General features: G+C 42.9%; 16 protein-coding genes and 1 pseudogene. 11 read left to right on the top strand and 6 right to left on the bottom strand.

Annotated features, from left to right (window positions below):
- Nucleotide 1: 1 nt before the first annotated feature.
- The 8 genes from CDC33_RS32700 (at nt 2) to CDC33_RS41440 (ending at nt 5,312) form a co-directional block, all read left to right on the top strand.
- Nucleotides 2–547 carry a Pvc16 family protein gene (locus CDC33_RS32700; protein ID WP_109012842.1) on the top strand — a complete coding sequence of 182 codons (546 nt, stop codon included), beginning with the start codon at nt 2–4 and terminating at the stop codon, nt 545–547.
- A 61-nt stretch (nt 548–608) separates the two neighbouring features.
- Nucleotides 609–2,309 (top strand): phage tail sheath family protein, encoded by a 1,701-nt coding sequence (locus CDC33_RS32705; RefSeq protein WP_109012843.1) that lies wholly within the window; start codon nt 609–611, stop codon nt 2,307–2,309.
- Nucleotides 2,310–2,395: 86 nt separating this feature from the next.
- Nucleotides 2,396–2,866, top strand: a complete 471-nt coding sequence (locus CDC33_RS32710; RefSeq protein WP_109012844.1) for a phage tail protein — start codon at nt 2,396–2,398, stop codon at nt 2,864–2,866.
- Nucleotides 2,867–2,938: 72 nt separating this feature from the next.
- Entirely contained in the window at nt 2,939–3,412 is a 474-nt protein-coding gene (locus tag CDC33_RS32715) for a phage tail protein (RefSeq protein ID WP_109012845.1), read from the top strand.
- 312 nt (nt 3,413–3,724) lie between these two features.
- Nucleotides 3,725–4,213: a phage tail protein gene (locus tag CDC33_RS32720; protein WP_109012846.1), complete on the top strand. Its 489-nt coding sequence runs from the start codon at nt 3,725–3,727 to the stop codon at nt 4,211–4,213.
- Nucleotides 4,213–4,602 (top strand): hypothetical protein, encoded by a 390-nt coding sequence (locus CDC33_RS32725; RefSeq protein WP_219930122.1) that lies wholly within the window; start codon nt 4,213–4,215, stop codon nt 4,600–4,602. Before CDC33_RS32720 ends, CDC33_RS32725 begins: the two co-directional genes overlap by 1 nt.
- A 186-nt stretch (nt 4,603–4,788) precedes the next feature.
- Nucleotides 4,789–5,172 carry a hypothetical protein gene (locus tag CDC33_RS32730; RefSeq protein ID WP_109012847.1) on the top strand — a complete coding sequence of 128 codons (384 nt, stop codon included), beginning with the start codon at nt 4,789–4,791 and terminating at the stop codon, nt 5,170–5,172.
- 8 nt (nt 5,173–5,180) lie between these two features.
- On the top strand, nt 5,181–5,312 hold the full coding sequence (locus tag CDC33_RS41440; RefSeq protein ID WP_280524467.1) for a DUF6760 family protein: 132 nt from the start codon (nt 5,181–5,183) through the stop codon (nt 5,310–5,312).
- A gap of 52 nt (nt 5,313–5,364) precedes the next feature.
- Here CDC33_RS41440 and CDC33_RS32735 read toward each other — a convergent pair whose 3' ends face one another.
- The 3 genes from CDC33_RS32735 to CDC33_RS32745 all read right to left on the bottom strand — a co-directional run bounded on the left by CDC33_RS32735 (nt 5,365) and on the right by CDC33_RS32745 (nt 11,928).
- Nucleotides 5,365–7,788: a CHAT domain-containing protein gene (locus CDC33_RS32735; RefSeq protein WP_109012848.1), complete on the bottom strand. Its 2,424-nt coding sequence runs from the start codon at nt 7,786–7,788 to the stop codon at nt 5,365–5,367.
- Nucleotides 7,789–8,090: 302 nt separating this feature from the next.
- Nucleotides 8,091–11,210, bottom strand: a complete 3,120-nt coding sequence (locus CDC33_RS32740) for a plasmid replication protein, CyRepA1 family (RefSeq protein ID WP_109012849.1) — start codon at nt 11,208–11,210, stop codon at nt 8,091–8,093.
- A complete protein-coding gene (locus tag CDC33_RS32745; RefSeq protein WP_244919462.1) occupies nt 11,173–11,928 on the bottom strand; it encodes a hypothetical protein in 756 nt (251 codons plus the stop codon). Before CDC33_RS32745 ends, CDC33_RS32740 begins: the two co-directional genes overlap by 38 nt.
- Nucleotides 11,929–12,180: 252 nt before the next feature.
- On the opposite strand from CDC33_RS32745, the gene CDC33_RS32755 reads away from it, so the two are divergent.
- Nucleotides 12,181–12,486: a hypothetical protein gene (locus CDC33_RS32755; protein WP_109012850.1), complete on the top strand. Its 306-nt coding sequence runs from the start codon at nt 12,181–12,183 to the stop codon at nt 12,484–12,486.
- A 108-nt stretch (nt 12,487–12,594) separates the two neighbouring features.
- Here the strand turns inward: CDC33_RS32755 and CDC33_RS39400 are convergent, their stop codons facing one another.
- Nucleotides 12,595–12,837 (bottom strand): hypothetical protein, encoded by a 243-nt coding sequence (locus CDC33_RS39400; RefSeq protein WP_219930123.1) that lies wholly within the window; start codon nt 12,835–12,837, stop codon nt 12,595–12,597.
- 8 nt (nt 12,838–12,845) lie between these two features.
- Nucleotides 12,846–13,379: a hypothetical protein gene (locus CDC33_RS32760; protein ID WP_109012851.1), complete on the bottom strand. Its 534-nt coding sequence runs from the start codon at nt 13,377–13,379 to the stop codon at nt 12,846–12,848.
- Nucleotides 13,380–13,713: 334 nt separating this feature from the next.
- On the opposite strand from CDC33_RS32760, the pseudogene CDC33_RS32765 reads away from it, so the two are divergent.
- Nucleotides 13,714–14,456 (top strand): annotated as a pseudogene (locus CDC33_RS32765) (IS5 family transposase); the annotation flags it as partial.
- 243 nt (nt 14,457–14,699) lie between these two features.
- Here CDC33_RS32765 and CDC33_RS32770 read toward each other — a convergent pair.
- On the bottom strand, nt 14,700–15,392 hold the full coding sequence (locus tag CDC33_RS32770) for a patatin-like phospholipase family protein (protein WP_146195897.1): 693 nt from the start codon (nt 15,390–15,392) through the stop codon (nt 14,700–14,702).
- A 359-nt stretch (nt 15,393–15,751) separates the two neighbouring features.
- Between CDC33_RS32770 and CDC33_RS32775 the strand changes: the two genes are divergently transcribed.
- Entirely contained in the window at nt 15,752–16,972 is a 1,221-nt protein-coding gene (locus CDC33_RS32775) for an ISAs1 family transposase (RefSeq protein WP_109012853.1), read from the top strand.
- Nucleotides 16,973–16,984 lie beyond the last annotated feature (12 nt).

The following is a 16,984-nucleotide window of genomic DNA, read 5'->3' on the forward strand; positions in this document are numbered from 1 at the left end:
TATGCTCCCTGCTGTTACTCAGACGTTAGCGGAGATCCTGGCTGGTGGAACTTCTCTAATCAGTACAGAGCAAATAGATTTTAACCATCCTGGTCTACAACAAGGTATGGAGCCATTGCTGAACCTTTACTGTTATGACATACGAGAACATAACGAAGGGCAATATTCAGTTTGGCAAATAGGGAGAAGAAACAGCTATGAGACACAGGATACAACCTCTGAGAAATACTCAACTGTTTGGATTGATGTGTCTTTCCTAGTAAGTGTCTGGGGGTTTACAGCGCTAGGGGAACAACGTCTGCTGTCAGAGGCATTAAAGCTACTATTGCGTCACCGCAAGCTGCCAGAAGAGGTGCTAGATCCTACACTGCGTGGTCATGGCAACTTACAATTGCTTGTTTGTGCCATTAAGCCTCTAGATGCATTAGCTTTGTGGAGTGCTTTAGGTGTTAGGTTGCGTCCAGCTTTATATGTGACAGTAACAATACCCTTGCAGCTAAAAGCAGAATCAATACATCCAAGTAGATTAATTAGCTCAAAAGACTAATTAAACGCAGGTTTAGTACCTGCTGATTGCCAACTTCATAGCAAATGCAAAAAGAGTACCTATGCCCAGATTAGATTACTTTGCCCCTGGTGTTTACGTCGAAGAAGTAGACCGTGGCAGTCGCCCGATAGAAGGAATCAGCCTGAGTGTTGCTGGTTTTATTGGCTTTACTGAAGATGTACGTGGTGACGCTGAACTGTTTCAACCGATGATGGTCACCACTTGGGATCAATACCTTGAATACTTTGGCAAGCAAGGATCTGATGGCTTCACAGACTTCAATGCTTACTTACCTTTTGCCGTTTACGGTTGGTTTCTGAATGGTGGTGGTCGCTGTTGGGTTTCTAGCATCGGTATCAAGCTGCCTGGTTCGGCAGCGCCACCTGCTGAAGAAAGTGCTACAAAGGTTTTAAACTCAGGCGGTCGTCCATCTTTGCGGTTCTTTATTAAGGCATCTGAAGAAGGGAGCGCACTCGCTCTACCAGGATCTACCCCCCGGCTGACTGTGCAAATTCAATCCAGTACGCCTAAACCTCCCCCAGAAGATGCACCCGAAGGAACAGAACCGCCACTAGACTCAGGCGAATTTTTCACTATTGTAGTCAAGCGGAGTGAGCAGGAGCTTGAACGGTACGAGCACCTGACAATGAACTCGACCATCAATACCCAGGTAGCAGACTATGTAGTTACGGTTCTGGAAACATCTGAATTCTTGACTATTGAGGATATCGCCCAAAACGGGCAACCTCTATCCCGCCGTCCTGTTAATGGGATGTACGAGGTCAGCCCACCTCCTCATATTTCTACTCCAGATCGCTTCCCCCGCGATTTGCAAGGGACACGCGACGATCGTACTGGCATTCAGGGGATTTTTGAAATTGACGACGTTGCTATGATTGCCTGCCCAGACCTGATGCGGGTCTACCAAGAGGGACTAATAGACCTCGATCAGGTACACGGTATGATGGAAATGATGATCAGCAGGTGTGAGAACTCCTCGCCCAGCCCCCCTTTCCGCATGGTAGTTCTCGATGCGCCTCCTTGCAAGAATGGTGCAGCAGTACCAGCTGAACAAGTCAAGCCCCAACACGTAGCGCAGTGGTTGAGCGCTTTTAACCGCCGTTCCCAGTTTGCCGCTCTCTACTATCCCTGGATCAAAGTTGCTAACCCCCGCAATGGCGGTAGACCGATTGCTATTCCTCCCTGCGGTCACATGATGGGCGTTTGGTGTCGTACCGACGAAACTAGAGGACTCTACAAAGCACCCGCTAACGACACTCCTCGCGGTGTCATCGGTTTAGCATACGAAACCAACTTCCGCGAACAGGAATTGTTGAACCCGTTAGGCATCAACTGCATCCGCAACTTTGCTAACTTCAATCGAGGCATTAAGATTTGGGGTGCTCGCACCCTGGTCGAGCCAGATAACATTCAGTGGCGTTACATTTCAGTTCGCCGTCTGATGAGCTACATCGAAAAATCGATTGAAATTGGTACCCAGTGGGTGGTATTTGAGCCGAACGATTCTAGACTCTGGGGTCGCGTTAACGCTACTGTCTCCAGTTTCTTGGAACGCTTGTGGCGCGAGGGAGCGCTAGTGGGAGCAAGTGCTGCTGACGCTTTCTATGTCAAGTGCGATGCAGAACTCAATACTCCAGATACCATGATGCTCGGTCGCTTGTACATTGAAATCGGTGTTGCTCCAGTACGCCCTGCGGAATTTGTAATCTTCCGCATCAGTCAGTGGGCGCCAGGGCAATAGTTAATTAGTAATTGGTAATTACGAATAATAATTACCAATTACTAATTATTAATTACGAATACTATACAATTTGCAAGGAGTAAAACATGGCTGTAGAAGTAATTTCTTCTAGTAATTTTATTTTTGAATTTGGTGGCACAGTTTATCCGATTAAGAGCTTCAGTGGTATAGATGTGGAAGCAAAAATCGCTGCTGCTGATCTTCCCATAGCATCAGGTGCCAAGGCGCAGGTAACTTACCAGACAACTTCTAGTGGTTACACCGATAATAAAAACTTCACTATCGAGGCAGCTCTGGAAGATGGCAACAAGAAACTGTTCGACGTTTGGGCTAAAGCCTTACCTGCAACTTATACCGGTGGCGGTGGCAAATGGAATGATGGTTATACTGATGGCAAAATAACAATCTTAGATGCTAGCGGTGGTGAAGTAGTTAGTTACGACCTCAAGCAATGTCAAATTGTCAGTTATTCTGTGTCAGATTTTGATGTTGCTAGCAAAGATATTTTGATGGAATCATTTGAATTTAACGCTCAAATGATCCAGCGATCAAAATAAGTAAAATCTTTTGATCAAAAGCATTTAAATTGAGATAAATGTGAAAGAATGTAATTGACTAGGAGTAAATAGATGGCAGAATATTTAGCATCGGCTAGGTTTCAATTTACCGCCGATGGACTAGGTGATGATTTATTTGTCCAGAAGGTTTCTGGCCTAAAAATGTCGATTCAAGTTACTGGTACTGATAGCCCGTTAGGAGTTAGTGGGGGCAGCAAAGTTACTTCCCAGCAAGCTGCTTCCGCAGTTAAAAACGAAAATATAACCATCATATTTGTTACCAACAGCAACAAGCCTAAAGCCGTCTCTGATTGGTTTTACGATTCTCATGCCAATAGAGATTTAGGCGGAGCGACTAAGACGAAAGGTGAGTTGAAAACTGCTGATATCAAAGTTTTTAAACAAGATGGCAGCGAATCATCTCACTGGCACTTCACGGGTGTAATGCCTCTGTCATATAAGATGTCCAATCTGGATGTTGCTGGCAACCAAGCACTCACAGAAACCGTATCATTTTCTTATAGGTATGTAGAACGCAAAAAATAAATAGTTGGTTGAGTGTCTATTGCCAATGCTATCTCAGAAACGAAATCGTGACAAGCTGCGAGTGCAGCAAAGCAACCCGTCTTCACAAACAAGCAGAAGGCGCTGACAGATCCACAAATTGCGACATCTGACGTGCTGGTACTTCAGAAGAGGTAGCTTTGCTTGCACTATAATCTCTCTATCATTAGTTGCAAAATGCAGAGGCTAATCGGCAACTTTCATCCTTGACCGTCATTTACTAAATTCCTTACCCACCAAGCATAATTCGAGTGGTGTAGTAATAAAGCTAATTAACTCAACTGCAAGCTAACTGTGTTAAAACAACCCGAATTTCTTACAAGTTGCCGTTTTTACCTGGAACTCAAACTTGACGGTAGCATTGATAGTGTAGATGGGTACTTTATGGAGTGTCAGGGTTTTAAGCGGACTCAGGAAGTAATCCCAATTTCCGAAGTAACGCCACAAGTTTGGAGTAAAGCCAAAACTGGTCGGATTGTCAGTACGCACATTCCTGGTAATGTCAAAAGTAGTAATTTAGTTCTGCGTCGGGGAATGACATCATCTATGACCTTATGGAACTGGTTGAAGGCAGTAGAAGAGGGAAATTGGGCGCAACAGAGGCGAGATGGTTTTTTAACTATCTATAACCAAGCAGCCGAAGCACAGGCAACATTTGAATTCAAGGGTGCATGGCCGAGTAGCTATACAATTACTGATGTGAAAGCATCTGCTAATGAGCTAGAAATTGAAGAGATCGAATTAGTTGTTGAAGAATTTAAGCGGACAAACGTAAGTAAGTAATGTTCCAAACAGAGTTTGAATTTACCTTACCCAAGGGATATTTAGATGCTGATGGCAATTTACACCGCAAAGGTGTAATGCGTCTGTCTAAAGCAATTGATGAAATAGTTCCTTTGCGAGATCCTCGTGTAAAATCCAATCCAGCCTATGCTACCGTCGTGATTCTGGCTCGCGTTATTATCAGATTGGGAGCTTTGGAAGAAGTGAATACGGCTGTGATAGAAGGGTTATTTGCCTGCGATCTCAATTACTTACAACGATTTTATCGTCAGATTAACGAACTTGATGGGGGAGATGAAGTTTCGCCAAATAATGCGAAATTACCATCTGAGCAGGTATCAGAATTTTCACGTTATGTAGAAACGTCTACGCTTAACCTCTCCCCCTAATATCTGTTCTTATTAGTGAAGGGGGAGAATTTAAAGCCTCTTCCTGAAACAGCAAAGTTTAAACAGGGGTGTTTCCGATACAGTCCAAATTCAGATGCTAGTTATTATGTCAATATCTATTAGCATAATTTGTTTACCTGCTGCCTTTTTCTATAAGCTAAATTTTATTTTTAAATCAGAACTTCCATGCACAGTCACGACAATATCACAGACACGGAATTTGAATTTATCTTGCCTAGAGGCTTGGGAGATAGCGAAGGACTGGTTCATCGTCATGGGGTGATGCGCTTGGCGACGGCAAAGGATGAAATATATGTGCAGAAACATCGTCACGCTAAAGAAAGTTCAGCCTATGGTGTCTTGGTGATGCTATCTCAGGTAATTACTCGTTTAGGAAGTTTATCTGTAGTCACCCCTGAATTATTAGAAGGTCTTTTTACAAGAGATTTGACTTATTTACGAGAGTTTTTTAATCGGATAAATCAGCAAGGCGATGCTTGTATTCAGGTTGATTGTCCCCATTGCAATAGTAGTTTTCAAGTGGAGCTTTCTTTATCGGGGGAATCATAAGCTACCCCTTGGAACAACTGCACGAGGAGGTAGCTTTAATTGCCTTTTATTTTCATTGGTCTTTAGAGGATATCTTGACACTAACCCATGCTAATCGGCGGCTTTGGGTATCGGAAATAGCCAAGATTAAGGAGCAATAATATCATGTTTATTTTCCTTCGCTAATCAATAGCATTAATTTCTGGCATTTCCTTATTTTCTCTCACCTATTAACATGAATCCAGCCCAGTCTCTGGGATTTGGATATTGTTCCTTAGTTTTCAACATTGCTTGGCGTAAAGCTTTGGCTTTGTCACCCGTTTGATTCAACTGATTGTAAAATTCGGTCATGAAAAAAGTCGTGGGGACTTCAGGTGATGACCACAGGGGCATGATTACACTAGGGACTCCAGCAGAAATCAGAGACAAGGATAAACCACTAATGCCATCACTGGTAATTTGACTCTTGGTCACTTCTGTGGCGCTGATAAGAAATAGTGTCGTTTTCAGCTTCAAGTCTAAAATTTCTGCGGCACTCAGGACACCATTATCACCGTCACCTGGAGCAAGAGCGATCACACCGGGAATACCTTGTCGCTTTATACTATCTATTATCCCATAAGTAGCTAAATGCACTGTTTGAGCTTTCTTTAATTGTTGCAAAACAGTCTTCTTCGTTGCTTGATTGGCAATCAAAGGTTTAGCCTTCAACAATTCAGCAATTTCTATTGCTTCTTGTTCAGCATTGACAAGAGGCGCTAAGGGTTGCGGTGGTTGCCCAATGAAAAGGGCAATTCTTGGCATACTTGGATTACCCACTACTAAGGCATTATTTTTGGCAAAACCTCGCTGTTGTTTATGAGTTAAAGCTAACACTTGAATTGCCGGAACAGTGACAATTGTGTGTTTCTCAATTAGATATTTGCCAGAGATGTCAACCAGCGCTGCAAATGGAACTAAAGAAAGTTCTTGTTGGGTGATAAATATCAGACGGCTAGCAGTTTCTTTTGGCAATAAATCAGCAATGGGTTTAATTAGTAACTGGTGAAGCTGCAATAATGGGTTTGTTTGAATGTTGGCTTTTGCTGAGGCTTCGCTCTTACCTTTAATTTGTATAGCTTCGCCAATACTAGCAACTACATCAGCTATGGAGGAAACAGGATAAATTGTGGGTTGAGATTTGATATCAATGCGACGAAACCTTACATCACCTGATGGCTGCACTACCCAAACATACAAACCTTCATCAGGAATAATTGAATATTCAATTAATGTGGCGTTTTGTTGTTTAGCAATTTGGCGAATTTGGTCAATTGTTGGCGGATTTAGTTCTGGAGGGGCAGTTTTGGCAGCAGCCCATGCTGGTTCAGAAGACAAGCGCATTCCTAACAACTGAGCTATAGACCAAGATTTACTGCGTTCTGCCATTTCTAAGGCCGCTTCAGGTTGATTTTGAGCAATCAATAGTTGTTGCCAAATTCGATAGGTAGCGGCTTGTTCTTGAACATAGTTAATATTATTACCTACTTTCGCTCGGATGAGTTCCCAAACCTTTGTCACATCAACTAGAGTTTTTTCTGCTACTGATAGTTTTCCTGCTTGCAGCAGCGTTAAGCCTATATTATTGAGTGCTACTCCTGTTTGTAATTGTTCATTTTTGTTGCGAGCGATAGCTAACTGCTGCTGATACATTTCTAGGGCTTGTTCATACTGTCCACTCTGACGATAAGTGCCTCCTAAATTGCTTAGAGAATTAATTTCTCCCAGTGAGTCTTTGAGATTTCTGATGGTTGACAACTGCTGCTGATATATTTCTATTGCTTGCAGATATTGTCCTTGTGATTTGTATACTTGCGCTAGTTGGCTTAGTAAATCAGCAACCCTTACCCTGTCTTGATTTTGCTGGGCGATGCCTGCGGCGGGCGTAGCCATCGCCAATTGCTGCTGGTACAGTTGCATTAACTGTTGGTACTGTCCTTGCGACTGGTAAACCTGTGCTAATCTGTTGAAGGAATTATTTATGTTAACAACATCATTAGATTTTTGTGCGATCGCTAACTGCTGTTGATAAGTTGCAATTGCTTGGGGAAACTTTCCTTGAGATTCATAGGCTAACCCTATATTACCTAAAAAAGCAGCTTCTCCTTGGGGATTACCTATATCTTTTCTAATTTTTTGGGCTAAATCATGCAATTTTTTTGCTTCATTCCCATTTCCTTGATAGATATAAGTATTACTCAAATCGTCTAAAGCCTTAGCTTCACCTGCGCGATCGCCAAGCGCCAACAAAACATTTCTTTGCTGCTGATAACAATCAACTGCTCGCTTGTACTGTCCTAAAGTAAAGTAAATTTTACCCAAAATACTGAGAGTATTTGCTTCGCCAACAGCGTTCTTATTCTGCCGAAAAAGCTGCAAGGCTTTGTCTAAAGATGCTATTGCTTCTGCAAATTGGGCAGTCTGATGCTGCCTAATTCCTAATCCTAGTAAGAGATTAGCTTGATATAAACGATTATCATCTATAGTCTGAGTCCACCCCGGTATTGCTAAAAAAAATGCCAATTGTAAAGTAATTAAACAATTTAAAGCGATTAAGGAAAAAACAGATTTATTTTTATTTAATGTTAAAAATTGCATATTATTTGTAGAGAGTAATAACCGTTGTTTTCAGCATTTTCAGCTTCTACAATTATAAGTTGAACATAGAGTTATAGTAAGGAAAAAGTGACAGGTGAGACAGCGCTGTAGGAAGATTAGCCTGGTCTAAGCGACTACGTTCGCCGTACTCATTTCCTACAGAACACTATCGCGAATAAAGAAGCAAGCTACGCAAAGCTTCCCGTAACTCTCAAGAAACACATTGCGGTTAAGTCAGAAATGGGGATAAGTTCCAAACCAAAAGCTAAAATTACTGAACTCTTTACCAAAGCTTTCTCTCACTACACCACCGCCAACCAATCACAGACCACAGAGGTACACCCGTCAGCAAAGTTAACCCAAACCTGCCACTGCCCCAGATACCCATTCCAGTAAGGCTCACCATCAGCAATTCCAACAGCCGAGCCTATTGTGGAGACAAGCTGTTGGTAGAACTGACCAGCGCTGTCCAAACCTTGCTGCATTTTCAGTTTCAGCCCTTTCCAACCTTGGGTAACAGGACTTTCCATTAACGTGGGTGTTTGAGGAATATCCTGGGATTGGGTGTCAATGACTGGTGTAGTTGTACTTATATTATTACTGACTGACACCAACTCATTTTGAAATGCTTCATCTCGATTTAACCACTGGCCAAAAATCGAATCACGCTGATCATCAGGGGCAACAAACCGATAAACGCACTCCCGATTTTCACGCTTACCCAACCGACCAACGTAGTTCAACTTCAAATCAATCTTGGCAAGTAATTTCTGTGCGATCACTATGGGAGAAAATTTTTCCGAAATGGTGAGGTTTAAACAAGTTTTGATGAGATACCGATTCTTCATCGCCGCCTTCTTCAACTCCTGCATCGCCTCGTCAGAAGAGCGTAAGTGTTCCCCAGGTATAAGAAACTGCAACAAGTTCAGTCTCTCCAATAATAGGACAGCAGGCAATAGCTGCCCCTTGTTAAAATCTGGCTTCCAAACCGAATTCTCCCCAGCCTCTAACTGCGCCTTAGCCCGTTTCGCATCACGGTTCGTCAGAAATTCCCGCCCCAGCGTGAAATAATAGTGCATTCTCAGTTGAGGATACCACCCGTCGTCATCCTTCTCAACCAAATCAGGGGTTACGTCAATTTCGTAACGACGGGACAATTCCGCCTTGCGCTGCTGATGTCGTTCGGTTTTCGTTTTCGCCCTTGTGTCAAGGAGCTTCTTGAGTTCGGCATCAGAGATGGTTGGAGAATCCGCGATCGCCTGACATTCACTAGCATACAATTCCTGACTAGCCGCTTTAACCGACTCGATTACTGCCCCACTCTCATCGTCATCAGCATCGTCGGCATCAATAACGATATATCCATCTTCGACCAAACCCGCAAGCACCGATTCTCGATAGCGCCGCATCTCTACGTTGATTACAGAACCACGTTTCCCCCAAGTCTGCAAAGATTCGGGCTGAAAATTCTGGTCAACATAGCTGTAGTCATCATTATCCGCCGCCGACAACAGCGCAATATTAGCTTGTGTTGCGACGTGTTGACTTCTTAGTAATCCTCCGATGGATGTAGAGCCATTGCCCACAACTGACATTCCCCACTCTCTGACCCAAATGTGACGGTCAACAGTTTCCCTAACCCGTGCCAACATCTGCCGCACGGAGTTAACAGGCTGCACTCCCTGAAAAATACCCCAAACACCATCAAAATGTCCTCGAATATCGATGGATACCCCAGTTTCTAAACTTGGAGATGCGATAACCAAATCATACTGAGTCAGAATCTCGTTGAGATGAGCGATACAGCCGAAAGCCGCATGAGAGGGGTCAGCAACAGATTCACTGTCAATTCGCAGAATCCGCAGGTATGGTAATTTGCGGCGAAAACGTTCTTCCAGAGCTTGCGTCCCCCATTTTGACTTAGCTTTCTGAGCAGAGCAGCAGAGTAAATGATGCCCCCCTTTGGCTATCGCTTTGTCTAGTGCGGCGATGAGATTCTTCGGATTACTGCCAGAATAGTTGTAACAGTTTCCAGCACTATCTCGATAATTGTTGACAATGACGAACGGGTTAACTCGATATTCTCCAGCGAGTGATAAAACATACTTCACATCTGTGTCAGAAACATCGGCACTAGACAGGTAAATCTTTCCTTGACTGCTGCCCAAAACATTCTGTACCAGTTGTTTGAGGTTTTTGAGAACAGATACCCGACGTTTCTGCACTTCAGTGCCAGAGTTAAGCAAATGCCAGAAAACTTGGTCACATTCATCAATAATAATCACATCATTTGACCAGTCATTAGGGTTGAATCGCGCCTGACTTTCTTGATGCAAAGAGTCCACGCAGACCCCGTATCCCAACAATGTGCCTGTTTCATTCGTGCGGACTTCGGTAACATAGTTAACACCAAAGCGATTACACAACGCCTCGCCCAGTTGGATACGGTGGGTGATTATTAGTACCCGTCTCTCTTGGTCATGTGCTTTTGCCACTTCAGTTGCCAGCCATTCGGTTTTACCCGTTCCCTTTGGCGCTTTGAGAACAATCAGTTTTTCGCCTTCGGGGACGAGCAACTGACCCAGGAATCTTTGGTTGAGTGCGATTGACGGCGGGTAAGTCAGTAGAGTAAACAACTTAATCTCCCACAACTCCAGTGCAACAGCCGTGTTGTAGAGTGCATCAAATGCTGGCTGACCGTGAGCAACGATAAAATCATCAACCCCTTTCTCTGCCCCTAATGGTAAATCAATCACTCGCAGCGAACAACCCTCATTTACCAGCAGCCGACCCATGCGACTGATAGCGGTTCTGACTCGCTGGACTGTCTCAGGTTTGTTGTCCTGGTCAAAGCAGATGTTAACAATCCTCCCCTGTGTTGCAAAATGTTTCAAGTCGGGAATCAGAAAGGGTTTCCCGATGGCAGTACCGTACTCATCCTGGGGTGTGCGGTATCCAGCGTTAACACCAGGGATAGCGATCGCAGCATAACCGGCAGTCAATAATGCCCCCGCTTTCTTGACACCTTCCACGATGGTCACTGGTACGTTATGCCGCCAGACCCAATACCAGAAACCACCGGGGTGTTGTAAGTCTTCTTCTGTGATGGGGATGCCAGAGCGATTTGAGACTTTTACCCAAATGCGATTCGGGACTAAGAGGAAGAAGGCGCGTGTCTCTTCTCTAAAGGGGTGTTCGTATTTGATAAACTTGTGGATCTTCTGGCGATCGCGTCTAGGGTGGTCGGGTTTGAAGCAGCCCCACATCATTAGGACGTAGTTGTTGAGGGGGTCAACGCCATTGCACCACCAGCCGCCTAGTTCAATGTGCTGGTACTTCTTTAAATCGCGATCGCGCAATCGTCCATCATTGCGACGGGAGATTTTAGGACTGTAAAGCAGATATTCGTAAGGCAAAGTCATCCTGCGTTGTTTCTTGGCTGTCCTGCATTGTTTCCGTAACTGCCACAGGGGCTTCCTTCTTTTTTCGAGTTTGCTTCTTCTTTGGTTCCGGGCTACCAGCCATTGTTTCTGGATTAGGAGTATCAGTCTGTACCATCTCTGGTTCAGAACGTTTTTTTCGAGTTGATTTAGAGGTAGCAGAAGAATAAACAGGTGCAACAGTAGACTTTACTCCCGGTGATAAATTCACAATCCCACCGGGAACCGAAGTTGAAGTCATCCCCATCTGTAACAAATGCCATAAATGTTCGCGGCGACTTTCCATGTAACAAAGTTTTTGTTCTCCCTCAGTCGCCTCTATCGCCATCCGCTCACACTGAGCCAGCGACAGAGTATGTTCATGCAACCGTTCCAAAGTCAGCGAGTCAGCCCCATCATGCAACGCCGCAGCCACAGCCCGAATCAGCCAATCCTTCAACACACCCACGCAACCAATAGAACGCTCATAGAAATAAACCCAATGCTGCATCAAAGCTGGAATATCAACCTGAAGAGGAACTTGCTTCAGCAGTGCCAGTAAAATTCCTTGAAAATCCTGACGGTCAAGTTCATGCTGAAACAAATAACGAGGAAAATGAATATCCAACCCCCGTCGTGATGCCTGTCCGCTTAAATTGCGAAAATTCAAAAGTTCATAAGTGCCAATGAGAATGTGCAGTACACCAGTCACATTCGTCATTGACTTAATCCAGTCCAACTGGTCTAAAAGTTTACCACCACTAGCTCCACGGGAGCAACGCGAAAATGTTAGATCATCGCTTTTTGGGGCAGGGGGAGCAGGGGGAGCAGGGGGAGCAGGGGGAGCAGGGGGAGCAGGGGGAGCAGGGGGAGTAAAGAGAGAATTTAGTAATCTTCGCTACTATAAATCCTTCAAAATACACTTAATTTCTTTCTCCTCCCCTGCCTCCCCTGCCTCCCCTGCTCCCCCTGCTTGCCCACCTCACAAAATCGCATTGCTCCCTCGCTAAACCAATTCGCAAGTCGCAATGACGCTCGAGGACTCGCTAACGCTGCGCTAACGCAATTCGCAATTGTTTTAACTGCGAATGGCTTTGTTGATGAATATTTGCAATACCGAGCGTTGGAACAACTGACTACTGACGAATTACAGCAGTTGCTAAATGCTGAAGTGGATAACTGTGAGCAGTTGTTAGACCGCCCTGTTGACGAACTGACCTCCCAGGACTGGAAACGGTTACGGGGGTATGAGTCGCACTTGGAGCTAGTGGCGGCGTAATTCACCCAGGCGATCGCCCAACCCATCTTCACAAACAACCAATTTATCTATGCAACCAACAATTACAATCCCACTAGATTGGGACTACCCTCATTTTACTTTTGGCAATTATTTATTTTGTTTTTCTGCTTCTAGCAAGGTTTGCTGACTTCCAGTTGAGATTGCTGGCTGGTTACTACTGGCTTGAATAGCCTTAAAAAGTATACCTACTTGTTCATTCGTCTGCTCCATTTGACTTAGAAGTGGCTCTATATACTGAATTTCTTCTGAGGTCAGTTTTCCAACTTTATGTCCTATATGAGTTGTTATGGGGAGCAACGCGAAAAAGTGAGATCGGGGTTTAGTTCTCAATTACACCCCTATATTCTCAACAAAATCTGGTTTTTTAGTTGCGATCGCATCCTGAAACAAGCTATATACGTCCCAGATTTTAGCACCTCACAAAATCGCGTTGCTCCCGTTGTTATGTAGTTTTGAACATCCTCTCTTAGCTTCTGTTTTCCAAATTTCAGATTACTAAAAGTCTGTATAGCATTCCACTCTCTTGGCAAGCTAACACGTTGAGAACGTCCAGTTTTTGAATCATTAGATGTTGAGGGGATATAGTAGTCCTCTAATTTAGATATAGCAGCCTCTAAACTATCCGCAGTATTCGTATACCAATCTATCAATTTAGATCTAGATGGTACGCTGATTTCTCCTTCATTAATAATTTTTTTTAAAATATCTTTAATTTTATGAAAGCTCACTTCTTGTAAGTCTCTTTGAAGATCATCCACAAATTGCTTTTTATTTTTTTCGCTCCTCTTTTCTATTAACTCTATCATTGTTTTAATAAGTTCTTTAAATCCTAAATTAATAGTAATTAAAGATTCAAACGCATTAACATTCATATTTTTTCTCCGTTGGTTGTAGTACAGAACAGCTACAAATGCATAAAACCTGATTCCAGATTGATATTAGCAATATTCAGTAAATTTACCATAGGAGCTAAAATTAGGGCAATGCATCTAAAGTATAATCCTTTAATAGCAAAGGTTTGGGCGTTTTTCCATTAAACCGATTTTTCATCAATATGCTTATGCAGTAAAGGTTTAAGAAATACTGCGCGTTTACCCTAATTCTGCTTTGATGATTTCATGACCCCAACACCTGCAATACTGCCTAGGGCGTGTTTTCAAACTCGTTGTATCCTAAAAAATAGGCGATCGCAGACAGGGTAGGTTGATGAACCGAGGAGAATTAAGTAGCGAACAGTGGGAGAGGTTAAAACCGTTACTACCACAACAAAAACCCAGAACAGGAAAACCCAATAAAGACCATCGCACAGTCATCAATGGAATTCTATGGATTCTGAGAACAGGAGCACCGTGGCGAGACTTACCAGAGCGTTATGGTCCGTGGGCAAGTGTAGCAACAAGATTTTATCGATGGCAAAAAGCTGGAATTTGGAATCAAATCTTAGAGCACCTACAAGCGATCGCAGACGAACATGGAAAACTTGATTGGCAAGTTCATTATGTCGATGGCACAGTTGTACGCGCCCATCAGCACGCAGCTGGTGGAAAAAAGGGGGTGAAGAAGACGAGAAACTAGGTCGTTCCCGGGGTGGTTTCAGTACAAAAATACACATTCGGTGTGAGGGTAAAGGTAAACCCATAACTTTTATTCTCAGTCCTGGTCAGAGAAACGAGTCAATTTTTCTCGAACAATTGATGGAACAAGGCTCAGTTAAGCGTTCTGGGCGAGGTCGTCCACGTTTGCGCCCTTTACGATTAGTTGGAGACAAAGGTTACACTGGTCGGAGAATACGTAATTACCTTCGCCGCCGTGGTATCCGCCTCACTATTCCACGACTTTCAAATGAACCGCGACGCGGCCCGTTTAACCGTGAAATCTATCGTCAACGCAACGTTGTTGAGCGTGCTATCAATAGACTCAAGCAATTTCGCCGCATTGCTACTCGATATGAAAAACTTGCAGCCAATTATACAGCTATGATTACGATCGCCTCCATTCTATTGTGGTTATAGTTTGAAAACACGCCCTAACCCCCGCTTTCCCCCGCTCCATCTCCTGAACTCCCTCTACTCAACCGCTTGGGGATATACTTCGACGACTTGAGGGTGCGATCGCCCTGGTTCCAGAACTCGTAGTGATAATATGCCTGTAGGTAATCCCTGCCGTTGTAATTGTGCGAAGCGTAAATACTCCTACTGATCTCGAAACTTTTCCTGTACCTGTAGCCCTACAACAGCATCAGCACATTCGCCAGTACCGCTGTTAGCAATCAAAGTTTTATAGAGTATCTCATTGTTTTTACAGTCTTGAATACGATAGTAGTTAGCAGACTTTCCATTGATGGAAGAACATACATCAATTAATAACGGTAGAATTATTCCATAATCAAAATTAGGATCTTTGAAAGAGGAGAAAGTAGCAACCCAAAGTTCAGTTCCATTTCTTAATTGGTCAGGATCAACTTCTTCATATAATAACTTTTTAAGAGGTTCTGAATCAAAAAAAGAACTATTATCTTTGCTACGTATTATTACATTTTGTTTTCCAATTCCTTTCCAAAGTTTAATTACACGCTTAACTCCTTCATGAAATGATTGATGCGAAGCTAAAACTGCACCATTAATCGCACCAATGCTAGTACCAGCAATAATTGAAGGGACTAAATTTATCTCATCCATGTATTTTAGTACACCAGCTTCATAAGCACCTTTAGCACCACCTCCTGCTAAGACTAATCCAAACTTAGGTATGACTCTTTCAAACTTTAAATCAATGGTTGTTGAATCTCGCCTTGAAACTTGAGTAATTCCATCTTTCATCTGATTTTCAGATACTCTTAAAAGAGATAAATGATTTTCGGCTGTTTCATGAACAATGACTGACACAAAATTTCTTAAACTTTTAACATAATACAGAGGATAATTAGTTTGCTTGCGAGATATTTGAATTGCACATTTAATAGGATCAAAGTTTTCAGATGTTTCAGTTAAATTTAAAAGCTCTAGAGTCTTCCAAAGAGATATTAAATAAGGTATATTAAAACTTTTATATGATTGAAATGCCCAGAAAGGCTCTAAAATTTCTACTAATAAAACTTCTTTATTGTGTTCTGATACAATACAGGGTTAGCGCGTCTCAAACCCTATTGACAAGCGGACTTACCTATAAGCAATCAAGTTGGAAACAAAGTGGCACTATCCGGGCTAGGGTAAGATTTAATCCATCTAGGTGCAAGGTTCGAGTAATGCCAGCAGGATTTGAGAACAAGAAAAGCAAAACCAAAGCATCTTTTACACCCAGTGTAAATAGCAAAGACATTACCACTAAGTTTCAGGAATACTTCACACAAATAAAAGATCCCAGAGTGGAAAGGACAAGATATCATTTACTCACAGATATCATCACCATAGCGATTTTGGCAGTAATAGCAGGAGCGTCAGGTTGGGAAGATATTGAGGAGTATGGAATCAGTAAACAAGAGTGGTTGAAAACGTTTTTGCAACTACCATTCGGAATACCCAGCCCCGATACTTTTAGGAGGGTGTTTGAAAGAATTAACCCAAAAGAATTTGAGCAATGTTTTCGGCAGTGGGTTCAATCCTTGGTTGAGAAATTGGGAGTAGAAGTAGTAGCCATAGATGGCAAAACTCATAGAGGCTCTTATGACCGAGAATCAAAACTAAAAGCCTTGCACACAGTGAGTGCCTGGTCGAGTGAACATCGTTTAGTTTTGGGACAAACAAAAGTCAGTTCTAAATCAAATGAAATCACTGCAATTCCAGCACTATTGGACATATTAGACATCTCTGGCTGCATCATTACCATTGATGCGATGGGTACACAGAAATTGATTGCCGAGAAAATTATTGCAGCTAATGCGGATTATATTCTGAGTCTGAAAGATAATCATCCAACACTCCATCAACAAGTAAAAAATTGGTTTGAGGCAGCACAATCCATTGGATTTAAAGATATTGATATCGGTATTAGTCAACGTATTGAAAAAGGACATCACCGCATCGAAAAACGTACAGTTTACACCGTACCTGTGTCGCAGATTCCTGGACTTTATCAACTAGATTTATGGGGAGGACTAAAAACAATAGTCATGGTAGTACGTTCGATTCAGCATTGGAATAAAACAACACACGAAGTACAATTTTACATTACTAGCCTTATTAATGATGCAAACAAGATTGCTAGTGCAATTCGACAGCATTGGGGAATAGAAAATTCTGTTCATTGGACATTGGATGTTACCTTCCACGAGGATGAATGCCGAATTCGTTCTTTACACAGTCCACAAAACTTTGCTTTACTACGTCGTATTGCTCTTAATGCATTAGAGCGAGAATCGTCTTTTCGTCGCAGTATTCGCCAAAAATCACGACGGGCAGCTATGAACGATCACTATATGCTTTCTGTGTTAGCTGCGGCTCTCTCAAACTCAGTACCTCTGCCATAAATCCCCCTGTCA

The sequence above is a fragment of the Nostoc commune NIES-4072 genome (assembly GCF_003113895.1).
Taxonomy (GTDB): Bacteria; Cyanobacteriota; Cyanobacteriia; order Cyanobacteriales; family Nostocaceae; genus Nostoc; species Nostoc commune.